The organism is Phenylobacterium sp., assembly GCF_036563285.1.
In the GTDB taxonomy this organism is placed as follows: Bacteria; Pseudomonadota; Alphaproteobacteria; order Caulobacterales; family Caulobacteraceae; genus Phenylobacterium.
Window position 1 is genome coordinate 640,352 of record NZ_DATCMR010000011.1, and the last position, 19,751, is coordinate 660,102.

At 69.9% G+C, this 19,751-nt stretch carries 23 protein-coding genes and 1 tRNA gene; 15 read left to right on the forward strand and 9 right to left on the reverse strand.

Annotated elements, in window-relative coordinates; genetic code table 11:
* The first annotated feature begins 16 nt into the window (after window positions 1–16).
* Together VIL76_RS13805 and VIL76_RS13810 are read left to right on the forward strand one after the other, a co-directional pair.
* Window positions 17–442: a hypothetical protein gene (locus VIL76_RS13805; protein WP_332045608.1), complete on the forward strand. Its 426-nt coding sequence runs from the start codon at window positions 17–19 to the stop codon at window positions 440–442.
* A gap of 83 nt (window positions 443–525) precedes the next feature.
* Window positions 526–1,284, forward strand: a complete 759-nt coding sequence (locus VIL76_RS13810) for a DUF4386 domain-containing protein (RefSeq protein ID WP_332045609.1) — start codon at window positions 526–528, stop codon at window positions 1,282–1,284.
* Between the two features lie 331 nt (window positions 1,285–1,615).
* On the opposite strand, the gene VIL76_RS13815 is transcribed toward VIL76_RS13810, so the two are convergent.
* Both VIL76_RS13815 and VIL76_RS13820 read right to left on the reverse strand, forming a co-directional pair.
* Window positions 1,616–1,690: transfer RNA gene (locus VIL76_RS13815), tRNA-Gly, on the reverse strand.
* A 101-nt stretch (window positions 1,691–1,791) separates the two neighbouring features.
* Window positions 1,792–2,541: a DUF6065 family protein gene (locus VIL76_RS13820; RefSeq protein WP_332045610.1), complete on the reverse strand. Its 750-nt coding sequence runs from the start codon at window positions 2,539–2,541 to the stop codon at window positions 1,792–1,794.
* An 88-nt stretch (window positions 2,542–2,629) separates the two neighbouring features.
* On the opposite strand from VIL76_RS13820, the gene VIL76_RS13825 reads away from it, so the two are divergent.
* From VIL76_RS13825 to VIL76_RS13845, 5 genes are read left to right on the forward strand one after another with little or no spacing between them, the layout of a single operon-like run.
* Complete coding sequence (locus tag VIL76_RS13825; protein WP_332045611.1) at window positions 2,630–3,142, forward strand: prolyl-tRNA synthetase associated domain-containing protein; 513 nt, start codon at window positions 2,630–2,632, stop codon at window positions 3,140–3,142.
* Window positions 3,143–3,196: 54 nt separating this feature from the next.
* Window positions 3,197–4,105 carry a co-chaperone YbbN gene (locus tag VIL76_RS13830; RefSeq protein WP_332045612.1) on the forward strand — a complete coding sequence of 303 codons (909 nt, stop codon included), beginning with the start codon at window positions 3,197–3,199 and terminating at the stop codon, window positions 4,103–4,105.
* A gap of 10 nt (window positions 4,106–4,115) precedes the next feature.
* A complete protein-coding gene (locus VIL76_RS13835; RefSeq protein WP_332045613.1) occupies window positions 4,116–4,775 on the forward strand; it encodes an LON peptidase substrate-binding domain-containing protein in 660 nt (219 codons plus the stop codon).
* 12 nt (window positions 4,776–4,787) lie between these two features.
* Entirely contained in the window at window positions 4,788–4,997 is a 210-nt protein-coding gene (locus tag VIL76_RS13840; protein ID WP_332045614.1) for a Trm112 family protein, read from the forward strand.
* Entirely contained in the window at window positions 4,997–5,479 is a 483-nt protein-coding gene (locus VIL76_RS13845) for a hypothetical protein (RefSeq protein WP_332045615.1), read from the forward strand. Before VIL76_RS13840 ends, VIL76_RS13845 begins: the two co-directional genes overlap by 1 nt.
* Here VIL76_RS13845 and VIL76_RS13850 read toward each other — a convergent pair.
* Window positions 5,476–6,729 (reverse strand): UbiH/UbiF/VisC/COQ6 family ubiquinone biosynthesis hydroxylase, encoded by a 1,254-nt coding sequence (locus VIL76_RS13850; RefSeq protein WP_332046505.1) that lies wholly within the window; start codon window positions 6,727–6,729, stop codon window positions 5,476–5,478. The genes VIL76_RS13845 and VIL76_RS13850 overlap by 4 nt on opposite strands.
* Window positions 6,730–6,876: 147 nt before the next feature.
* On the opposite strand from VIL76_RS13850, the gene VIL76_RS13855 reads away from it, so the two are divergent.
* From VIL76_RS13855 to VIL76_RS13865, 3 genes are read left to right on the forward strand one after another with little or no spacing between them, the layout of a single operon-like run.
* Window positions 6,877–7,983: an HlyD family secretion protein gene (locus tag VIL76_RS13855; protein ID WP_332045616.1), complete on the forward strand. Its 1,107-nt coding sequence runs from the start codon at window positions 6,877–6,879 to the stop codon at window positions 7,981–7,983.
* A gap of 5 nt (window positions 7,984–7,988) precedes the next feature.
* On the forward strand, window positions 7,989–9,617 hold the full coding sequence (locus tag VIL76_RS13860) for a DHA2 family efflux MFS transporter permease subunit (protein WP_332045617.1): 1,629 nt from the start codon (window positions 7,989–7,991) through the stop codon (window positions 9,615–9,617).
* Entirely contained in the window at window positions 9,617–10,225 is a 609-nt protein-coding gene (locus VIL76_RS13865) for a TetR/AcrR family transcriptional regulator (protein ID WP_332045618.1), read from the forward strand. Before VIL76_RS13860 ends, VIL76_RS13865 begins: the two co-directional genes overlap by 1 nt.
* Here the strand turns inward: VIL76_RS13865 and VIL76_RS13870 are convergent.
* From VIL76_RS13870 to VIL76_RS13885, 4 genes are all read right to left on the reverse strand, one after another.
* Window positions 10,222–11,043, reverse strand: coding sequence for an enoyl-ACP reductase (locus VIL76_RS13870; protein WP_332045619.1), 822 nt, complete (start codon window positions 11,041–11,043; stop codon window positions 10,222–10,224). The two genes, VIL76_RS13865 and VIL76_RS13870, sit on opposite strands and share 4 nt — an antisense overlap.
* Window positions 11,044–11,249: 206 nt before the next feature.
* A complete protein-coding gene (gene fabB / locus VIL76_RS13875) occupies window positions 11,250–12,461 on the reverse strand; it encodes a beta-ketoacyl-ACP synthase I (protein WP_332045620.1) in 1,212 nt (403 codons plus the stop codon).
* A gap of 22 nt (window positions 12,462–12,483) precedes the next feature.
* The gene (gene fabA / locus VIL76_RS13880; protein WP_332045621.1) at window positions 12,484–12,999 is read right to left on the reverse strand and encodes a 3-hydroxyacyl-[acyl-carrier-protein] dehydratase FabA; all 516 of its coding nucleotides are present in this window, start codon (window positions 12,997–12,999) and stop codon (window positions 12,484–12,486) included.
* Window positions 13,000–13,052: 53 nt separating this feature from the next.
* On the reverse strand, window positions 13,053–13,571 hold the full coding sequence (locus VIL76_RS13885; protein WP_332045622.1) for an SH3 domain-containing protein: 519 nt from the start codon (window positions 13,569–13,571) through the stop codon (window positions 13,053–13,055).
* Window positions 13,572–13,693: 122 nt separating this feature from the next.
* Between VIL76_RS13885 and VIL76_RS13890 the strand changes: the two genes are divergently transcribed.
* Window positions 13,694–14,680, forward strand: a complete 987-nt coding sequence (locus VIL76_RS13890) for a D-glycerate dehydrogenase (RefSeq protein ID WP_332045623.1) — start codon at window positions 13,694–13,696, stop codon at window positions 14,678–14,680.
* A 136-nt stretch (window positions 14,681–14,816) separates the two neighbouring features.
* Here the strand turns inward: VIL76_RS13890 and VIL76_RS13895 are convergent, their stop codons facing one another.
* A complete protein-coding gene (locus VIL76_RS13895; RefSeq protein WP_332045624.1) occupies window positions 14,817–15,575 on the reverse strand; it encodes a molybdopterin-synthase adenylyltransferase MoeB in 759 nt (252 codons plus the stop codon).
* Between the two features lie 56 nt (window positions 15,576–15,631).
* Here VIL76_RS13895 and hslV point away from each other — a divergent pair, with 56 nt between their 5' ends.
* The 4 genes from hslV to VIL76_RS13915 all read left to right on the forward strand — a co-directional run bounded on the left by hslV (window position 15,632) and on the right by VIL76_RS13915 (window position 19,224).
* Window positions 15,632–16,183 (forward strand): ATP-dependent protease subunit HslV, encoded by a 552-nt coding sequence (gene hslV / locus VIL76_RS13900; RefSeq protein ID WP_332045625.1) that lies wholly within the window; start codon window positions 15,632–15,634, stop codon window positions 16,181–16,183.
* 67 nt (window positions 16,184–16,250) lie between these two features.
* Window positions 16,251–17,099 (forward strand): DUF4440 domain-containing protein, encoded by an 849-nt coding sequence (locus tag VIL76_RS13905; protein ID WP_332045626.1) that lies wholly within the window; start codon window positions 16,251–16,253, stop codon window positions 17,097–17,099.
* 48 nt (window positions 17,100–17,147) lie between these two features.
* A complete protein-coding gene (hslU, locus tag VIL76_RS13910; protein WP_332045627.1) occupies window positions 17,148–18,452 on the forward strand; it encodes an ATP-dependent protease ATPase subunit HslU in 1,305 nt (434 codons plus the stop codon).
* Window positions 18,453–18,483: 31 nt separating this feature from the next.
* Window positions 18,484–19,224, forward strand: a complete 741-nt coding sequence (locus VIL76_RS13915; RefSeq protein WP_332045628.1) for a M48 family metallopeptidase — start codon at window positions 18,484–18,486, stop codon at window positions 19,222–19,224.
* Here VIL76_RS13915 and VIL76_RS13920 read toward each other — a convergent pair.
* Window positions 19,221–19,745, reverse strand: a complete 525-nt coding sequence (locus VIL76_RS13920) for a DUF2244 domain-containing protein (RefSeq protein WP_332045629.1) — start codon at window positions 19,743–19,745, stop codon at window positions 19,221–19,223. The two genes, VIL76_RS13915 and VIL76_RS13920, sit on opposite strands and share 4 nt — an antisense overlap.
* Window positions 19,746–19,751: the final 6 nt, after the last annotated feature.

Consider the following 19,751-nt stretch of genomic DNA (forward strand, 5'->3'; position numbering starts at 1 on the left):
ACTCCGACTCTATGTCTTGAGAGCCGCCTACCTGTTCGTCGTCGTGGGCCTCGGGTTCACCATCTGGCCCACGATCCTCAGGCACTCGGAATCGTGGCCGCTGATGAACAGTGTCGTCAGCAGCTTACTCGCCGGAGTGTCTGTCCTGGCCGCCTGGGGGCTTCGCTACCCCCTGCAGATGCTGCCGGTTCTGCTGTTCGAGCTGATTTGGAAATCCATCTGGCTTATCGCAGTGGCGCTTCCGATTTGGTCCGGCGACCGAATGGACGAGCGCACTTGGGCCACGGTCATTGACTGCCTCGTGGGCGTCGTCGTCATGCCGCTCGCCATACCGTGGGGGTACGTCTGGACGAACTACATCGCCCGACCGGGAGACCCGTGGACCAGAAGCACGCTGCAAGAGCCCATCCCGCCCTCTGTGGAAACTGCATCCCAGCCCTAGGCGAGCGCGCGCCGACTTTGCATCGCGGCACCACCAACAATTCGCGGGTCCTGCGAGACGCCGCGACCTCAGAGGTAGAACCGATGACGGCAGACAGCTCAGCACCGATGCCCGCAAGGAGCCGCGAGGCTGACACCCCACACAGCCTATCTGTGCGCGCCCAGGCGAGGATTGCGGGCGCGCTCTACTTGATCGTCATTGCCGGGGGATTGTTCGCGGAGGGTGTGGTTCTCGGGCCCCTCACTGTGGCGGGCGACGCCGCGGCGACTGCGCGCGCGATCGCAAACAACGAAACCATTTGGCGCTGGGGGCTTGGAGTCCACTTCATCTATCTCGGCGGCGCAGCCCTCGTGATGTACGTGCTGCTCTACCGACTCTTCAGGCGCGCGCAGCCGACGTTTGCGCTCCTCGCCCTGGTGTTCGCAGTTGTTTCGGCGGCGGTCGAGGGCGCCGCCCTTCTCCAGCTCTATGTTCCCCTCGCTATCATGGAGAACGCCCGGGGCGTCGCTGCCCTTGGGCCGGGGAACACAGAAGCAGTCATTTATCTGGCTGTCCGGCTCTACGAAGCAGGCTTCGGCTTCGCTCTTCTCTTCTTCTCAGGCTTCTGCGCGGCAACCGGCGTGATCATCTTGCGATCACGGTTGGCCCCTCGACCGGTCGGGGTGATGATGGTCTTGGCTGGCGCCTGTTATTTAGTGGGCGCCTTGTCCACCACTGTGGCTCCGGGCATCGCTACGCTGCTCTTCCCGTGGATTCTGCTTCCTTGTCTCGTAGGTGAGGCTTCGTTGGCCCTGTGGCTTGTCGTCAAAGGCGCCGACGCGGGACAGCTCGCTAGATACTAGGCCCCTCTCCCTCTGGCTTAGATGACTGGACGGCGGCTGCTCCAGGTCGAGCGTCCGCTTTCCACCCATAGCCGACGTTCGGAGCGATCACTCTAGGGCCCAGCGCCTAATTCGCTTACCGGCAGGCACTTTGCAGTGCGGTTGATCTGCAGGCCTGATCTCTGCGAGTCTGGTCCGCGAACTCGTAGGAGCCGCCGGCCGTGCGACGCCGCGCGCCGATATGCGCCCTCAGCTGCTTCCAAGGTGCTTCCGCGCCGCAGCCGCGCGACCCACGGAAGCAAAACGCCGCCCCGAAGGGCGGCGCTAGATTGCTGTTTTCACAGCTTCTTTCTGGAGCGGGCGATGAGATTCGAACTCACGACCCCAACCTTGGCAAGGTTGTGCTCTACCCCTGAGCTACGCCCGCGCTCCTCGGTTCCGGCTAGGTAGGAAGCCGCCCCGAAAAATCGAGAGGCGGCTTATGGCAGACGGTCCGGGGCTTTGCAAGCCGGCCGAGCGCGCTTCGCGTCAGCCCATCCGCGGGGTCTTCAGCCGGCGCTTGTTGACGTGGCCTTCGGGGGCCGGGGCGATGTCCTCGGGGAACTCGCCCTTGAAGTAGTAGCGCTGCCAGGCCTCCTTGGTGGCCTCCGGGTCGCCGCGGAAGATCTTCTGGTTGAACTCGGTGCGGTGCTTCTCCCAGACGTCGTACTGGTGGCGCAGCTCGGGATTGCGGTCGAGCGAGCGGACCACCGGCTGGATCTCGTGCAGGGTGCGGTCCTGCAGCAGGGTGATGAAGCAGAAGGGCTCGCCCTTCTCGAAGCGGACCCGGCCCGGCCGCGTGAACAGCCAGTTCATGGTGAAGGGGAAGGGCAGCCAGTCGGTCTCCACGACGCCCGCCAGGGCCTGGATGCCGTCCTTGATGTGGTTGGGCGCGCCCTGGGCGAGCATCGACCAGCCCGGCGGCGTGCGGAACATGTAGCCGGTGTGGAAGGTCAGCACCCCATGGCTGAAGTGGCTCTTCACGTAGTGGTGCAGGTGCGGGTGCGGGCGGTCCGGCGTGATCTTGATGTCTTCCTGGAAGAGCCCGCCGTTCCACTCGGCCGTGAAGGCCACCGGGTTGAGGATCTCCCAGCCGGAGGTGTTGGCCATGTTCAACGGCAGACAGCGGTAGGGGTGGCGCGCCGAGAAGTGGTCCATCCAGGCCCGCTGCTGCCGGCCGGGGACGATCTCCGGCGGCGTCACGTCCCGCGGGACCGTGGGGTAGCACTCGAGTTCCATCTGGCGCGCTCCTTGACGGGCCTCCTTAAAGCGAGGCGTGCGTTCCCCGTCCAGACGCCGCTATAGGGCAGGCATGCTGAGCGCTGGCATGACCCCCGACGAATTGCTGGCCTTCCTCGAGGAAATCGGGGCGGAGCCGCAGAACCACGAACACCCCGCCGTCTTCCGCGTCGAGGAGGGCGAGGAGATCAAGGCGCGCATCCCCGGCGCCCACACCAAGAACCTGTTCCTGAAGGATGCGAAGGACCAGCTGTGGCTGATCTCGGCCGAAGGCCATGCGGTGATCGACCTGAAGCGGCTGCACCATGTGATCGGCTCGGCCCGGCTGTCGTTCGGCAACGAAGCCCTGATGGCGCAGACGCTGGGCGTCTCGCCGGGCTCGGTGACAGCCTTCGGGCTGGTCAACGACAGGGAGCGTCGGGTGAGGTTCGTCCTGGACCGCACACTGGCCGAGGCCCCGCGGGTCAACTTCCATCCGCTGACCAACACCGCCACCACCACCGTCACCCGCGACGGCTTCCGCAGGTTCCTGACGGCGATCGGCGTGCAGCCGCTGGTGGTGGACTTCGAGGCCATGGCCGTGGTTGAGGACCTGGGCTGAAGCGACCATGTTTGGCCCGACGCGTTACAGCATTCCAAGCCCGCGAGTGACCAGATGACCCTGATCGGCGAAACCTCCGGCAAGCCTCCCGCCGCCGACCTCATCAAGGACGGCACCGACGCCAGCTTCATGGCCGACGTGGTGGAGGCCTCAAAGACCACCCCCGTGGTCGTGGACTTCTGGGCGACCTGGTGCGGCCCGTGCCGCCAGCTGGGTCCGAGCCTCGAGAAGCACGTCGCCGCGGCCAAGGGCGCGGTGAAGCTGGTGAAGATCGACATCGACAAGAACCCCGCCTTCGCCGGCCAGCTGCGCGTGCAGTCGATCCCGGCGGTGTTCGCGTTCGTGGACGGCCGGCCCGTCGACGGCTTCATGGGCGCCCTGCCCGACAGCCAGGTGAAGCAGTTCATCGACCGGCTCGCGAAGAAGGGCGGCGGCGCCGGCGGCTCACCGGTGGACGACCTGCTCGACCTGGGCCGCGAGTCCCTCGAGCTCGGCGACTTCGGCGGCGCGGCCCAGGCCTTCGCCGAGGTGCTCCGCGAGGACCAGCAGAACGTCAAGGCGCTGGCCGGCCTGGCGAAGGTCTATGTGGCGAGCGGCGACCCCGACCGGGCCCGCGAGATCCTTGAGATGGTCCCGCCGGACGCCAAGGACGGCGAGCTCGACAGCGTGCGCGCCGCGTTGGCGCTGGCCGCCGAGGCGACGTCCGAGACCGCCGCCTTCGAGCAGCGCCTGACCAGCGACCCCGCCGACCACGAGGCCCGCTTCGAGCTCGCCAAGGCCCTGGCCGGCCGCGGGCAGATGGAGGCGGCGGTCGACCACCTGCTGGCGATCATCGAGGCCGACCGCGAGTGGAACGACCAGGCCGCGCGCAAGCAGCTGCTGACCATCTTCGAGGCCGCGGGGCACACCTCGGAGGTCGCCAAGAACGGCCGCCGGCGTCTCTCCGCCATCCTGTTCAGCTAGAGGAGCCTCCATGCCGGGATACCGGCGCGCCAGCGACCTGCCGCAGCTGATCCCCGTGTTCCCGCTCGACGGGGCGCTCCTGCTGCCCGGCGGCGAGCTGCCCCTGCAGATCTTCGAGCCGCGCTACCTGAACATGGTCGACGACGCCATGACCGGGGACCGGATCATCGGCATGATCCAGACCCGCGGCGGCGACAAGGCGCGGCCGAAGCTGGCCGACGTGGGCTGCGCCGGGCGGATCACCAGCTATGCGGAGACCTCCGACGGCCGATACCTGATCACGCTCACCGGCGTCTGCCGCTTCGAGGCGGGCGAGGAGCTGAACCTGAAGACCCCTTACCGGCAGGTCCGAGCCAGCTATGACCGCTTCGAGGCCGACCTCGCCGAGGACGAGGGGGCGCAAGCCGCGGAGGACGCCCGCACCCGCTTCGCCCACGCGCTTAAGCGCTACCTGAACCGGCGCGAGCTCGACATCGACTGGGAGACCGCCTCGCAGGCCCCGCTGGAGGCGCTGGTCAATTCGCTGGCTATGGGCCTGCCCTTCGACCCGGCCGAGAAGCAGGCGCTGCTGGAAGCCGCCGACCTCACCGGGCGGTTCGACACGCTCACCGCGCTGCTGGAGATCGACGCCATGGACGACGGCGATGACGAGGGCCATTCCCTGCAGTAGAAGTCGGGAGCCATGAGCGAGCCTCTCGTCCCCCAGACACCGGCCGAAGTCGACGTCGATCCGCGGCTGCTGGAGATCCTGGTCTGCCCCGTCACCCACGGGCCGCTGGAGCTTGACCGTGCCCGCGGCGAGCTGGTCAGCCGCGGCGCCCGGCTCGCCTATCCGATCCGCGACGGCGTGCCGATCATGCTGCCCGAAGAAGCCCGGGCGCTGGAGGACTAGTGGCCCGCGACTACGGCGGCCTTCGCATGCGGCCCCTGCACGGCGTTCTGCTGGCAGTGGCGGTGCTCTCCACCCTCGCGGTCGCCGGCTTCTATGGCTACGCCTACTGGCGCGACCAGCAGAAGGCCGCGCAACGGGCGGGATCGTTCGACTTCGCCGGCGCCGCGTGTGAGCAGCTGACCCAGGCGGAGTTCACCGCGCGGCGGCTGAAGATCCGCAACAAGTTCGTCTACGAGGGCGTCGAGTTCGGGCGCGCCGCCGGCCACGCCGACTGCGCCGCCCTGAAGGACGGCCCGTTGGGACTGCGGACCACGCCCGCCTGCCAGTTCACCAGCCCGGCGGCGCTCTCGGCCCGCACGGAGGCGGGCGAGCGGTTGTGGGTGGTGGGCGTGGGCCAGCCCGCGACGGTGTTCATCCAGGATGGTGAGCCGCGCTGCGCCAAGGGCGCGAACTTCACCATGGAGAGCCTGGTCGGCGGCTAGAGGGCCTCGCCCCTTAGCAAGCGCGGCAGGTCCCCCACCGCGCCGCCGGCTTCCTGCATGAAGAACCGCCGCGCCGGCCCGATCCGGTTCACCGCCGCCATGCCGGCGCCGCGCACCAGCCGGACCAGCGGATTGTCGTTGGAGAACAGGTGGACGAAGGCGTCCATGCCGGCCGACAGGGTGACGGTGTCGAAACGGCGCCAGGCGGCGTACCGCTCCAGCACGGCGTCGGCGCCGATGTCCTCGCCGTTGCGGGCGGCCTCGACGATCACCTCGGCCAGGGCGGCGGCGCCCTTCAGGCCAAGGTTCAGGCCTTGGCCTGCGATGGGATGGACGCCGTGGGCGGCGTCGCCGAGCAGGGCGACGCGCGGGGCGGTGAAGCGCTCGGCGAGCTGCAGGGAGAGGGGGTAGGTGAACACCGGGCCCTGGACGATGGCCTCGCCGAGGTGGTCGCCGATGCGGCGCTGCAGGTGGGCGTGCAGGACCTCCGGGCGGGCGGCCTTGAGCGCGGCGGCGCGGGCCGGGCTCTCGGTCCAGACCAGGCTGGCGCGGTCGTCGGTCAGCGGCAGGATGGCGAAGGGGCCGGAGGGCAGGAAGTACTCGTAGGCGACGCCGCCGTGGCCGCGTTCGAGCTTCACGGTCGCCACCACCCCGACCTGCTTGTAGTCCCAGCCGACCTCGCCGATGCCGGCGGCCTTGCGGATGGTGGAGCCGCGGCCTTCGGCGCCCACCACAAGCTGGGCCTGCAGGGTGCGGAGGTCGGCGAGGCCGACCACCGCGGCGCGCGGGGTGAAGTCGGCGCTTTCCACCCGCTGGGGCGCCAGCACCTGGATGCCGGCGTCCTGCACCGCCTGGGCCAGGCCCGCGCGGATGCGGCGGTTCTCGAGCATGTAGCCCAGCGGCTCGCCCTCGCAGCGGTCGGCGATCTCGGCGGCGTCGAAGCGCAGGTAGAAGGGCGAGGCGGTCCCGGCAGAGGCGCCGGGGCTGCGGCCGTCGGTGACCAGGATCTGCTCGATGCGCTGGACGTGCGGCGCGAACGCCGGCTCCAGCCCCAGCGCGCGCCACTGCCGGTAGGCGGCGAAGGCGATGGCCGAGGCGCGGCCGTCGAAGGTCGGCGCCACCTGGGCGTCGAAGACCACAGGGTCGATCAGCACCGGCTCGAGGCCGGCTTGCTTCAGCGCCAGCGCCAGGGTCGCCCCGGCGATGCCGGCCCCGGCGATGATCACGTCGTAGTCGTGGTCTGCGGCCATGGGCCGATAGGCCACAAGAGCATCCAGTTTGACTAGAGCCTGCTATTCTTGGACGCGGTGGTCCAGGTTTCACTTGTGCGGCGGCCGGCAGGCGGCTACCTGAGAATTGGATGGACCAGTGGGTCCAAGTTTCCCAGGGGCGTATCGATGGCGGGGCTTTCCAGGAAGCGTCTGGTTCCTCTGGTCGTGGGCGGCCTGACCGTGGTGGCGGTCGGCGCCGGCGGCGCCGTCTGGTGGAGCAACAAGCAGAAGTACGAGCGCACGGACAACGCGTTCGTACAGGCCGACAAGGCGCCCATCGCCTCCCAGATCGAAGGCTATGTGGCCGAGGTGCTGGTGGAGGACAACCAGGCGGTCCAGCCCGGCCAGCTGCTGGTCCGCATCGATCCGGCGACCATCAGGGCCCGCCTCGCCCAGGCCGAGGCGAACGCCGCGGCGCTGCAGGCCGCGGTGGCCCAGGTGGACGACAAGGCCCGCCTCGAGCAGGCGATGATCGCCCAGCGGGCCGCAGGCGTGCAGAGCGCCCGCGCCCAGGCGCAGCTGGCCGCCGCCGAGCTCAACCGCTACGGCGCCCTCGCCAAGCAGGGCTGGGTCTCGCCGCAGCGCGCCCAGACGACCCGGGCCGCGCAGGAGCAGGCCGCCGCCGGGGTCGCCCAGGCCCAGGCCGCCCTGGAAGCCGAGCGCCAGACCGCCGCCTCGCTGGGGTCGGCGCGCGCCCAGACCGTCGCCCAGGCTGACGCCGCCCGCGCGGCGGTCGAGCAGGCGAGACTGGATCTCGCCCGCACCGAAATCCGCGCGCCGGTGGCCGGCGTGGTCGGCGCCCGCGGCGTCCGGGTCGGCCAGTACGTGCGCCCCGGCGGGACCATGATGAGCCTCGTCCCTCTGGGCGAGGCCTATGTCATCGCCAACTTCAAGGAGACCCAGGTCGCCCGCCTGCGCCTGGGCCAGCCGGTGGAGATCCGCACCGACGCGTTCGGCAAGCGCACCATCAAGGGCCGGGTGCACAGCTTCGCCCCGGCGACGGGGGCGGAGTTCGCCCTGATCCCGGTGGAGAACGCGGTCGGCAACTTCACCAAGATCGCACAGCGCCTGCCGGTGAAGATCGCCGTCGACCGGACCCAGCCGCTGGCCGACGCCCTGCGGCCGGGCCTCTCCGTCGAGGTGAAGGTGGACGTGCGCGAGAACACCGGCCCGAGCTTCGCCGAGGTCGGGACGCCGGCGGCGCAGTACGCCAGGCGCGGCGCGACACAGTAACCGCCGTGTCCGACGCCACCCTGCCAGGAGACCGCGCCGCGAGCCCGCCCGCGGCCGCTCCGCCGAGCGGCAGCTTCATCGACGCCGACGGGCGTCCCGTGCCGTGGATGATGGTCTTCCTGGGCTTCGGCGGGATGATCATCGGCCAGTTCATGGCCATGCTGGACATCCAGATCGTCGCCAGTTCGCTGACCCAGATCCAGGCGGGCATCGGCGCGACCGCCGACGAGATCAGCTGGGTGCAGACCATCTACCTCCTGGCGGAGGTCGTGATCATGCCGCTCACCGCCTACCTGACGAAGATGTGGGGCACGCGGCCGTTCTACGTGGTCGCCGTCATCGGGTTCAGCGTCACCTCCGTGGCGGTGGGCCTCTCGACCAGCGTCGGCATGATGATCTTCTTCCGCGCCGCGCAGGGCGTGTTCGCGGGCGCGATGATCCCGCCGATCTTCGCCACCGCCATGACCGTCTTCCCGCCCGAGCGGCGGCTCACGGCGAACGTGCTGGTGGGGCTTATCGTGACGCTCGCCCCCACCATCGGCCCGACGCTCGGCGGCCACCTGACCGAGGCGCTGTCCTGGCGCTGGCTGTTCTTCATCAACGTGCCGGTCGGCTTCCTGGTGATCTTCCTGGTCGGCCGCTACGCCAACTTCGACAAGCCGGACCCGAGCCTTTCGAAGGGCATCGACTGGTGGGGCCTAGGCCTCATGACCGTCTTCCTGCTCTCCATGCAGTACGTGCTGGAGGAAGGCGCGACCGAGAGCTGGTTCCAGGACGACGTGATCCTGTGGCTCTCGGTGCTGGCCCTGCTGACGGGCGCCGCCTTCATCTGGCGCCAGCTCAGCTACTGGCAGCCCATCGTCTCCCTGAAGCCGTTCCGGGACGTGAACTTCTCCCTCGGGATCGTGATGACCTTCGTCACCGGCGTGAGCCTGTTCGGCGGCACCTTCCTGCTGCCGATCTTCCTGGGGCAGGTGCGCGGCTTCTCCTCGGCCGAGGTCGGCACCGTCATGCTGGTCTCGGGCCTGACCATGTTCCTGTCCGCGCCGATCGCGGGCCGCGTCGTGCGGATGGTGGACGCGCGGATCTCGATGGTGCTGGGCTTCGCGCTGGCGGCCTGGGCGATCCAGCTCGGCGTCCGGGTCACCGACGAGTGGGGCTTTGCCGAGTTCTTCACCCTGCAGGTGGCCCGCGGACTCGGGATCATGGTGGCCATGATCGCCGCCCAGCAGATGAGCGTCTCGACCCTGCCGGTGAGCATGATGAAAGACGCCTCGGGGCTGATCAACCTGATCCGCAACGTGGCCGGCGCCATCGGCCTGGCCCTGCTCACCACCGTCATCGGCCACCAGACGGCGGTTCACTACGCCGACATCGCCGCGGCGGCGAGCACCGCCAACGCCACGAGCGCGGCCATGCTCGACAACCTCACCGCCATCATGGCCGGACGCGGCGCTCCCGATCCGGAGGGCGCGGCGCGCAAGGCGTTCGGCGCCATGCTGAACCGCCAGGCCACCGTGCTGGCCTTCGGCGACGCCTTCGCGGCGTTGGCGCTGGGCTGCTGGGCGGCCGTCGTGCTGGCCTTCTTCGCGCGTCCGGGCAAGCCCGGCGCCGTCGCCCAGGGAGGCCACTGATGCCCCGCGTCGCCGGCCAGATCGACCTGTCGAAGAACGAGGCCATCCTCGACGCCGCCGTCGACGTGCTGGGCGAGCGCGGGGTGAGCGCCTCGATGGAGGAGATCGCCCGCCGCGCGTGCGTGTCGAAGCAGACGATCTACAACCACTACGGCTCCAAGGCCGAGCTGGTGCAGGCGCTCTGCCAGCGGCGCGTCGGCGAGATGACGGCCATGCTGGAGACGCCGGAAGGCATCGCCGATCCGGCCCAGGCGCTCGCCGCCTTCGCCCGGGTGCTGCTCGGCAAGTTGCTGGATGCGCGGGGCGCCGGGTTCTGGCGGATGGCGATGATGGGCGCCTTCGAGGCGCCCGACATCGCCCGCGCGCTCTACGAGGCCGGCCCGCGGGAGTCGCGGCGCAGGCTCGCGGACTTCCTGAGGCTGGAGACCGAAGCCGGCCGCCTCGCCTGCCCCGACCCGCTGGAGGCCGCCGAGTTCTTCGCCGGCATGGCGATCGGCTCCTACCAGACCGCGGCCCTGCTGGGCGTCGAGCGACCGCTCACGGAGCCGCAGATCGACCGCATCGCGCGTGAGGCCAGCGCGCGGTTCATGCGGGCCTACGCGGCCTAGGCCTCGCCGCCCTCGTCGTCCGAGAAGCCCATGATGTGGAAGCCGGCGTCCACGTGGATAACCTCGCCGGTGGTGGACTTGCCGAGGTCGGACAGCAGCCACAGCGCGCAGCCGGCTACGCCCTCCATGGAGGTGTCCTCCTTCATGGCGCTGAGCGAGCGGCCCTTGGCCAGCATCCCGCGGCCGCCGGAAATCCCGGCCAGCGACAGGGTCTTCATGGCGCCCGGCGAGACCGCGTTCACGCGGATGGCCTTCGGCCCCAGGTCGCGGGCGGCGTAGCGGACAGCCGCCTCAAGCGCGGCCTTGGCCACGCCCATGGTGTTGTAGTTCGGGATCGCCCGCTCCGAGCCCATGTAGGTCAGGGTCACGATCGAGCCGCCGGTCTCCGGCATCATCGCGGCGGCGCGGCGCGCGCAGTCCACGAAGCTGAAAGCCGAGATGTTCATCGCCCGCAGGAAGCCGTCGCGGGTGGTGTTGTCGACGAAGGAGCCCTTCAGCTCGTCCTTGTTGGCGAAGGCGATGGCGTGGAGGAAGAAGTCGATCTGGCCGAAGGCCTGCTGCACGGCGCCGAAGGCAGCATCCATGGAGGCGTCGTCGGTGACATCGGCCGGCACGATGACCTTCGCGCCGACGCTCTCGGCGAGCGGCGTCACGCGGCGCTCCATCCCCGGCAGGTGGAAGAACGCCAGCTCCGCGCCCTGCGCCGCCAGCTGCGAGGCGATCCCCCAGGCGATCGACTGGTGGTTGGCCACGCCGGTGATGACCCCGCGCTTGCCCTTCATCAGCTCGCCCTTGGGCATCTGATAGTCGTCGGCCACGTGTGATCTCCCGTCAGTTTGGCGGGTTTTTGGACGATCCGACCCGTGGTGTCACCCTCTCCCTTGGGAGAGGGATGGGGAGAGGGCGGCGCGGCGAAGGAACAGCTGTGGCGAGGGGACGGGAAGGCGCCCGACGCGCCCCCTCTCACTGCGGGTGGATATTCGGAGCCGCCCTCTCCCTGCCCTCTCCCCTTGGGAGAGGGTTCTTAGACCCGCGCCATGATCAGGCACGCATTGGTGCCGCCGAAGCCGAAGCTGTTGGACATCACCGTCTCGAGCTGGCGGTCGTCGCGCTTGCGGACGATGGGCAGGTCCTCGAACGCAGGGTCGAGGTTCTCGATGTGGGCGCTCTCGGCGGCGAAGCCGTTATTGAGCATCAGGAGGGAATAGATCGCCTCCTGCGCCCCGGCGGCGCCCAGGCTGTGGCCGGTCAGGGACTTGGTGGACGAGATCAGCGGGGCGTCGTTGCCGAACACGGCGCGAACGGCCTCCATCTCCTTGATGTCGCCCACCGGCGTCGAGGTGCCGTGCGGGTTGAGGTAGTCGATCTTGCGCCCGCCGGCCGTCGCCATGGCGAGCTTCATGCAGCGCGCCGCGCCCTCGCCGGAGGGGGCGACCATGTCGTAGCCGTCGGAGTTGGCGCCGTAGCCCACGATCTCGGCGTAGATCTTCGCGCCGCGGGCCTTGGCGCGCTCATACTCTTCCAGGACCAGGATTCCGGCGCCGCCGGCGATCACGAAGCCGTCGCGGTCCTTGTCATAGGCGCGGCTGGCCTTGTGCGGCGTCTCGTTGAAGTTCGAGCTCATGGCGCCCATGGCGTCGAACAGATTGGAGAGCGTCCAGTCGAGCTCCTCCACCCCGCCGGCGAACATCACGTCCTGCTTGCCCATCTGGATCTGCTCGGCGGCGTTGCCGATGCAGTGGGCCGACGTCGCGCAGGCCGAGGAGATGGAATAGTTGTGGCCGCGGATCTTGAACCAAGTGGCGAGCACGGCCGACGGGCCGGAACTCATGGCCTTGGGCACGGCGAAGGGCCCGATGCGCTTGGGGCCCTTCGTGCGGGTGGTCTCGGCCGCCTCGACGATGACGCGGGTGGACGGCCCGCCGGAGCCCACGATCAGGCCGGTGCGCTCGCTGGAGACGTCGGACTCTTCCAGCCCGGCGTCGGCGATCGCCTGGTCCATGGCGATGTGGCCGTAGGCGGTGCCCTGAGCCAGGAACCGCGCGGCGCGCCGGTCGACCATGGATTCCCAGTCGATCTGCGGCGCGGCGTGCACCTGGCAGCGGAAGCCCAGCTCCTTGTATTCCGGAGCGGCGATGACGCCGGACTTCGCCTCCCGCAGCGAGGCCAGGACTTCGTTGGCGTTGTTCCCGATGGACGAGACGATGCCCATCCCGGTGACGACGACGCGGCGCATGCTTCCTTCCCGACTTGCCGGCTCAGGGCCGCTGGTAGAGGCCGACGCGCAGGTCGGCCGCCGTATAGATGGGCTTCCCATCGGCCTCGAGCACCCCGTCGCCGATCCCCATGACCAGGCGGCGGTTGATGACCCGCTTCATGTCGACCTTGTAGGTGACCTTCTTGATGTCCGGAGTCACTTCGCCGGCGAACTTCACCTCGCCGCAGCCCAGCGCGCGGCCGCGGCCCTTGCCGCCGATCCAGCCGAGGTAGAAGCCGACCAGCTGCCAGAGCGCGTCGAGACCCAGGCTGCCCGGCATCACCGGATCGCGGATGAAATGGCAATCGAAGAACCACAGGCCCGGGTGGATATCGAATTCCGCTTCGATGTAGCCCAGACCGTGGGCCCCGCCGGTGTCGTCGATGTGGGTCATGCGGTCGAAGAGCAGCATCGGCGGCGCCGGCAGCTGGGCATTGCCGGGGCCGAACATCTCGCCGCGCGCGCAGCTCATCAGCTCTTCGAAGTCGTACTGGTTCTTGGCCTTGATCGGGCTCATTCGCCGGTTTCCGTCCCTTTGAGGGGTGGGCCTAGCAGAGCCGCCTTACCGGCTCAACGGCATTGCGGCGCTTCGGCCACGCCCCAGACCTCGGACTGGCGGGCCCAGCCCGTGGCGCCTTCGGCGCGCACACGACACCAACCCTTCTCGCAACGGACCAACGCCGCCATGGCCTTGGAGTTCAAAAACGCCGCCGGGCCAGCCTTGGGCTTGGGGCTGCGGTAGAGGGGGATCGGCCGGGCGTGGAGGTTGACGACGTTGCGACGGCCGTCGGTGGTGCGCTTGTGCACCCACGCCAGGCCGCCGGACGGATCGCACACGCGCCGCCACTCGGACGTCTCGGCCACCACCTGCACGGGCAGGCCCTTCACCCGGTAGACCCACAGGAGCCGGTGGTCGTCGCCGGGGCCGGCGCGGGCGTTCACCTTGCCGAATTTCAGGGTTACGTAGCGGGGAACCGGCAGGCCGGACGGGGTCGGACGATCGGCGGCTAGCGCTTCTGCGCCCAGCCCGAAGGCGAAAACCAGCGCCAGCGCACCGCTTTTCAGCGCCGGGGCCTTCGTTTTCCGCATTCGCATCGCCTCGCCTTGGCCGCCCATGGACCCTTTGCTACAGGTCTCGACAACAAACGACGCGCCGACCAATTGGCGCAGGAAACGTCTCCGTCAGTTCGCCCCGTTCGCCCCGATAAGCAATGGCCGTCCGCAAGCCGAAAGTCATCGTCACGCGCAAGCTGCCCGATCCGGTGGAAACCCGGATGCGGGAGCTGTTCGACACCGAGCTGAACCTCACCGACGGGCCGCTGAGCCCAGCGGCGCTGGAGGACGCGGTGACGCGCTGCGACGTGCTGGCGCCAACCATCACCGACAAGATCGACGCGAAACTGCTGGAGAAGGCGGGCGATCGGCTGAAGCTGATCGCCAACTTCGGGGCCGGGGTGGACCACATCGACGTGGCCGCCGCCAATGCGCGGGGGATTACCGTCACCAACACGCCCGGCGTGCTCACCGAGGACACCGCGGACCTGACCATGGCCCTGATCATGGCCACGGCGCGCCGGCTGGTGGAGGGGGCCAACGTCGTGCAGGCGGGCGGCTTCACCGGCTGGACCCCCACCTGGATGATGGGCCGACGGATCACCGGCAAGCGGCTGGGGATCATCGGCATGGGCCGGATCGGCACCGCCGTGGCCAGGCGCGCCAAGGCGTTCGGCCTGCAGATCCACTACCATAACCGCAAGCCCGTCTCCTCGCGCATCGGCGACGAGCTGGAGGCCACCTACTGGGAGAGCCTCGACCAGATGCTGGCCCGGATGGACATCATCTCGGTCCACTCGCCGCACACGCCCGCCACCTACCACCTGCTCTCGGCGCGGCGGCTGAAGCTGCTGCAGCCCCACGCCATCGTCATCAACACCGCCCGCGGCGAGATCATCGACGAGGATGCGCTCGCCGAGCTCCTGAAGACGGGGAAGATCGCCGGCGCCGGCCTCGACGTCTTCGAGTTCGAGCCCAGCATCAACCCGAAGCTGCTGAAGCTGCCCAACGCGGTCCTGCTGCCCCACATGGGCTCGGCCACCATCGAGGGCCGCATCGACATGGGCGAGAAGGTGATCATCAACATCCGCACCTGGATGGACGGCCACAAGCCGCCCGACCGGGTGATCCCGGCGATGCTGTAGGGCGCACCCCCTCCCCACGTGAGGGGGCAGGGGGAGGGCGGCGCGGCGTCGCCACAATCGATGCGCGGGGACGGGCGGATGCGGGGATCGACGCGTCCCCTCGCCCTGCCCGCTTCAAGACGGAGCCGCCCTCTCCCTACCCTCTCCCGTCGGGAGAGGAATTTCCGCACACCGGGCACTCGGGGTCGGCGCCCACCTTCACCGTGCGGCTTTCCCCGGCCAGCCCGTCGTAGATGGAGAGGCGGCCGGTCAGCGGCTCGCCGGCTCCGGTGATGAGCTTGATCGCCTCCAGGGCCATCATCGAGCCGATGACGCCGGCGAGCGCGCCGACCACGCCGACAACCGAGCAGGTCTCGGCTTCCGGGGGGATCTCGGGCACCAGGCAGCGGTAGCAGGGGCGGCCCGAGAAGACGCCGACCTGGCCGGTCCAGCGGCCGATGGCGCCGGTGACCAGGGGTTTGCCGTGGCGGACGCAGGCGTCGTTGACGCAGAAGCGGGTGGCGAAGTCGTCGGTGCCGTCCAGCACGATGTCGACGTCCGAGACCAGCTCGTCGGCCGAAGCCTCGTCGAAGGCGCCGTTGTAGCCGCCCACGAAAACGTAGGGGTTGAGGGCGTGGAGCCGGTTGGCGGCGGCCTCCACCTTGGGGTCGCCGACGTCGTCCTCGGTGTAGATCACCTGGCGCTGCAGGTTGGAGACGTCGACGAGGTCGGGGTCGGCGAGGAAGATCGAGCCCACGCCGGCGGCCGCGAGGTAGAGCGAGGCCGGCGCGCCCAGGCCGCCCGCGCCGACGATCAGGGCGCTGGCGGTCTTGAGCCTCTGCTGGCCCGGGCCGCCCACCTCGCGCAGCACGAGATGGCGGGCGTAGCGCTCGACCTCCTCGTCCGTGAAGCTCATGCGGCTCGACCTCTCACGCCTTGACCTCTTGGGGACGCCCCGCCACATCGCGGGGCATGTCCACCCATACAGCGCCGTTTCCCGATTGGCATGGGACCACCATCCTGGCCGTCCGCAAAGGGGGCCGCACGGTGATCGCCGGCGACGGCCAGGTCTCGATGGGCCAGACGGTGGTCAAGGGCAATGCCCGCAAGGTGCGCCCTCTGGCGGGCGGCCGGGTCGTCGCGGGGTTCGCCGGGGCCACCGCCGACGCCTTCACCCTGATCGAACGGCTCGAGGCCAAGCTGGAGCAGTATCCCGACCAGCTCGCGCGGGCCTGCGTGGACCTGGCGAAGGACTGGCGGACGGACCGCTACCTCCGCCGGCTGGAGGCCATGCTGATCGTGGCCGACAAGGACGCCATCTTCACCGTCACCGGCGTCGGCGACGTGCTGGAGCCGGACGGCGGGGTCGCGGCCATCGGGTCCGGCGGCAACTTCGCCCTGGCCGCCGCCAAGGCGCTGATGGAGACCGACTACGACGCCGAGGAGGTCGCCCGCCGGGCCATGAAGATCGCCGCGGAGATCTGCGTCTATACGAACGGGTCTCTGACCGTGGAAGTCCTCTAGCCGCGGCGGTCCGGCCGCTTGCCGCAGAAGCCTGGGCGCGGCAGTTTCCGCTCCTATGAGTTCCGCCATGCGTTTCGCCCTCGCCCTTGCGCTGATCGCCTCCCCTGCCCTCGCCGCACCCAAGGTGGACCCCGCTCCGGTGGTGGCCGCCGAGCGGGCCTTCGCGGCCGATGGGCTGGCGCTGGGCATCCAGGGGAGCTTCCTGAAGCATTCCGCGCCCGAGGGGATCGTGCTGCAGCCGGAGCCCAGGCTCGCCAAGGCGGTCTTCTCCGCGCCGCAGCCGAAGGGGCCGGCGCTGGTCTGGTGGCCGCTGTGGGCCGGCATCTCGCACTCCGGCGACCTGGGCTTCACCACCGGCCCCTATTCCTTCGATGGCAAGCCGCGGGCCTGGTACTTCACGGTCTGGGCCAAGCAGCCGGACGGCTCGTGGAAGTGGCTGTTCGACGGCGGACCCCCGAGCGATCCGACGGGCGCCGCGCCGCAGGGCTCGCCGGTCGCCTATGCCAGGATGGCCGAGCGTCGCGCGGGCTCTCCGTCGAAGGCGATGACCGAGGTGTCGCAGGCGGAGGCCGCGCTGGCGCAGGCGGCGAAGACCGATGTGAAGTCCGCCTACCTGGCCCACGTCGCCGCGGACGGCCGGGTCGTCGGCTCGCGGGCCAAGCCGCCGGCGGACCGCGCCGCCCTGGAAGCGGAGCTCGCCACCCGGCCGGCCTCGATCACCTTCGCGCCGCTAGGCGGCCAGGCCTCCTCGGCCGGCGACCTCGCCTGGACCTACGGCCAAGCCAGCTGGAGCAAGGACGGGGCGGCGCAGCGCGGCCACTACGTGCGCATCTGGCGCAACGACAAGGCCGGCTGGAAGCTGCTGTTCGACGAACTCCTGGCCGCGCCGCCCGCGACCGCGCCGCCGCACTCGTGACGTCAGGGCCGTGACGCCAGGGGTCGGGGCGCCTATGTAGCGCCCCACATGACCGAGTTTTCCCCCCGAGAGATCGTTTCCGAGCTGGACCGCTACATCGTGGGCCATCCAGAGGCCAAGCGGGCCGTGGCCGTGGCGCTGCGCAACCGCTGGCGGCGCAAGCGCGTGCCGGACGACCTGCGCGACGAGGTGACGCCGAAGAACATCCTGATGATCGGGCCCACCGGCGTCGGCAAGACCGAGATCGCGCGGCGGCTGGCGCGGCTGGCCCAGGCCCCGTTCCTGAAGGTCGAGGCCACCAAGTTCACCGAGGTGGGCTACGTCGGGCGCGACGTGGACCAGATCGTCCGCGACCTGGTGGAGAGCGCCATCGGCATGGTGCGCGAGAAGCGCCGCGCCGCGGTGCGCGCCCGGGCGGAAGGCGCGGCCGAGGAGCGGATCCTCGACGCCCTCACCGGCCCCGGCTCCACCGCCGCCCGCGAGTCCTTCCGCCGGAAGCTCCGCGCCGGCGAGCTGGACGACAAGGAGGTGGAGCTGCAGGTGGCCGACACCGCCTCGCCGTTCGGGGCCATGGAGATCCCGGGCCAGCCCGGCGGGTCGATGGGCGTGCTGAACCTGGGCGACATGTTCGGCAAGGCGTTCGGCGGCCGGACCAAGACCCACAAGACCACCGTCGCCGGCGCGTGGGCGCCGCTGATCGCCGAGGAGAGCGACAAGCTGGTGGACCAGGAGGCGCTGACCCAGGAGGCGCTGGAGCTGGCCGAGAACCAGGGCATCGTCTTCCTGGACGAGATCGACAAGGTGGCCTCCAGCCGCGAGCGGCACGGGGCGGACATCAGCCGCGAGGGCGTGCAGCGCGACCTGCTGCCGCTGATCGAGGGCACCACCGTCGCCACCAAGTACGGGCCGGTGAAGACCGACCACATCCTGTTCATCGCCTCGGGCGCCTTCCACGTGGCCAAGCCGTCGGACCTGCTGCCGGAGCTGCAGGGCCGCCTGCCGATCCGCGTGGAGCTGAAGGCGCTGACGCGCGAGGACTTCCGCCGCATCCTCACGGAGCCGGAGGCCAACCTGATCCGCCAGCACCAGGCGCTGCTCGCCACCGAGGGGGTGACCCTGACCTTCACCGACGACGCCGTCGAGGCGCTGGCCGACGCGGCGGTGACCGTCAACGGCGCGGTCGAGAACATCGGCGCGCGCCGCCTGCAGACGGTGCTCGAGAAGGTGCTGGAGGAGGTCAGCTTCAACGCCGCCGACCGCGACGGCGAGACCGTCACCGTGGACGCGGCTTACGTGAAGGACCGGGTGGGCGAGCTGGCCAGCAACACCGACCTGTCGCGGTTCATCCTGTAGGATGTGCCGGATCTGCCTCTCACGCCGCTTCGTGCTCGCCGGACTCGGGGCCGCCGGGCTTGCCGGCTGCAGCGAGAACGCCCAGACCGGCCGCAAGCAGCTGGTGGTCGTGGACGAGGGGCAGCTGATGCAGCTCTCCGACCAGACCTGGAGCGAGATCACCCGGCAGGTCCCACCGGTCCGGGACCCCGCGCCTCACCGGCGCCTGGCGCGCATCGGCGGGCGCATCGCCCAGGCGGCGGGGCTGGGCGGCATGCCGTGGCAGTTCGTGGTGCTGGATTCTCCCGACCTGAACGCCTTCGTCCTACCCAACGGCAAGGTGGGCTTCTTCCGCGGCCTGTTCAGCCTGGCCCGCAGCGACGATGAGGTGGCCTCGGTGCTGGGCCATGAGGTCGGCCACCTGGTCGCCCGCCACCCTGCCGAGCGGGTGAGCCAGCAGCTCGCCCTGCAGGCCGGCGTCGGCCTCGTGGAGATGGTGCTGTCGCAGGGGGAGAACCCCGACGCCGCGCCGGCCATCGCGGGCGCGCTGGGACTCGGGGCGGCCTACGGCGTGCTCCTGCCCTACTCGCGCAAGCACGAGCTGGAGGCCGACCGTGTGGGCGTGGAGCTGATGCGCCGCGCGAGCTTCGATCCGCAGGCGGCCGTCACCTTCTGGACCCGCATGACCGAGCGCCAGGCGGCGACCTCGAAGCCTATCGAGGCGCTCTCCACCCATCCGGCGGACGATCGGCGGCTGGCGGAGCTGAAGGCCGCGGTGGCCGCCGCGGCCTAGCCGCCGCGCTTGGCTTTCCAGATGGCGCGGTCCAGCGCCTTGGCGAACTCGGCCCGCTCGCGGGGGCTCAGCGCCGAGCCCACCGGCGTCTCGCGCCCGGACAGCGCCAGCTTCACGCCCACCACGCGGTCCTCGTCCCGCTCCACCGCGATGCGGGTGAAGGCCGTGGGACTCTCCCAGACCACGACGCTGTCCCTCGGCGTCTCACGCACCACGCGCACGTCGAGGGCCGAGACCTGCACCCGCTCCACCGTCTTTGAGGCATGGAAGCTGACCAGGAAGGCCACGAAGATGGCCAGCATGTCGAAGCCCAGGAAGATGGGCACCAGCGTCGCCCCCATCATCAGGAACACCGCGGCGCTGGCGCAGTTGGCCACCGTCACCAGCGAGATCAGCACGATGAAGCCGCGCTCGGAGAGGCTCCGATGCGGGCGGATCTCGGCGTCCATGTAGAGCGAGGCGCTCATGGGGTGCAGGATACGTCCGGAAATCGCCTTGGCGAAGAGGGTGGCTGAGGCCATCTTCCG

Excerpts from the sequence above, each read along its gene's own strand:
- VIL76_RS13810 (WP_332045609.1), top strand. The coding sequence starts at position 526 with ATGACGGCAGACAGCTCAGCACCGATGCCCGCAAGGAGCCGCGAGGCT.
- VIL76_RS13820 (WP_332045610.1), bottom strand. The coding sequence starts at position 2,541 with ATGGAACTCGAGTGCTACCCCACGGTCCCGCGGGACGTGACGCCGCCG.
- VIL76_RS13825 (WP_332045611.1), top strand. The coding sequence starts at position 2,630 with ATGACCCCCGACGAATTGCTGGCCTTCCTCGAGGAAATCGGGGCGGAG.
- VIL76_RS13830 (WP_332045612.1), top strand. The coding sequence starts at position 3,197 with ATGACCCTGATCGGCGAAACCTCCGGCAAGCCTCCCGCCGCCGACCTC.
- VIL76_RS13835 (WP_332045613.1), top strand. The coding sequence starts at position 4,116 with ATGCCGGGATACCGGCGCGCCAGCGACCTGCCGCAGCTGATCCCCGTG.
- VIL76_RS13840 (WP_332045614.1), top strand. The coding sequence starts at position 4,788 with ATGAGCGAGCCTCTCGTCCCCCAGACACCGGCCGAAGTCGACGTCGAT.
- VIL76_RS13850 (WP_332046505.1), bottom strand. The coding sequence starts at position 6,729 with ATGGCCGCAGACCACGACTACGACGTGATCATCGCCGGGGCCGGCATC.
- VIL76_RS13855 (WP_332045616.1), top strand. The coding sequence starts at position 6,877 with ATGGCGGGGCTTTCCAGGAAGCGTCTGGTTCCTCTGGTCGTGGGCGGC.
- VIL76_RS13865 (WP_332045618.1), top strand. The coding sequence starts at position 9,617 with ATGCCCCGCGTCGCCGGCCAGATCGACCTGTCGAAGAACGAGGCCATC.
- fabB (WP_332045620.1), bottom strand. The coding sequence starts at position 12,461 with ATGCGCCGCGTCGTCGTCACCGGGATGGGCATCGTCTCGTCCATCGGG.
- fabA (WP_332045621.1), bottom strand. The coding sequence starts at position 12,999 with ATGAGCCCGATCAAGGCCAAGAACCAGTACGACTTCGAAGAGCTGATG.
- VIL76_RS13885 (WP_332045622.1), bottom strand. The coding sequence starts at position 13,571 with ATGCGGAAAACGAAGGCCCCGGCGCTGAAAAGCGGTGCGCTGGCGCTG.
- VIL76_RS13890 (WP_332045623.1), top strand. The coding sequence starts at position 13,694 with ATGGCCGTCCGCAAGCCGAAAGTCATCGTCACGCGCAAGCTGCCCGAT.
- VIL76_RS13895 (WP_332045624.1), bottom strand. The coding sequence starts at position 15,575 with ATGAGCTTCACGGACGAGGAGGTCGAGCGCTACGCCCGCCATCTCGTG.
- hslV (WP_332045625.1), top strand. The coding sequence starts at position 15,632 with ATGTCCACCCATACAGCGCCGTTTCCCGATTGGCATGGGACCACCATC.
- VIL76_RS13905 (WP_332045626.1), top strand. The coding sequence starts at position 16,251 with ATGCGTTTCGCCCTCGCCCTTGCGCTGATCGCCTCCCCTGCCCTCGCC.
- hslU (WP_332045627.1), top strand. The coding sequence starts at position 17,148 with ATGACCGAGTTTTCCCCCCGAGAGATCGTTTCCGAGCTGGACCGCTAC.
- VIL76_RS13920 (WP_332045629.1), bottom strand. The coding sequence starts at position 19,745 with ATGGCCTCAGCCACCCTCTTCGCCAAGGCGATTTCCGGACGTATCCTG.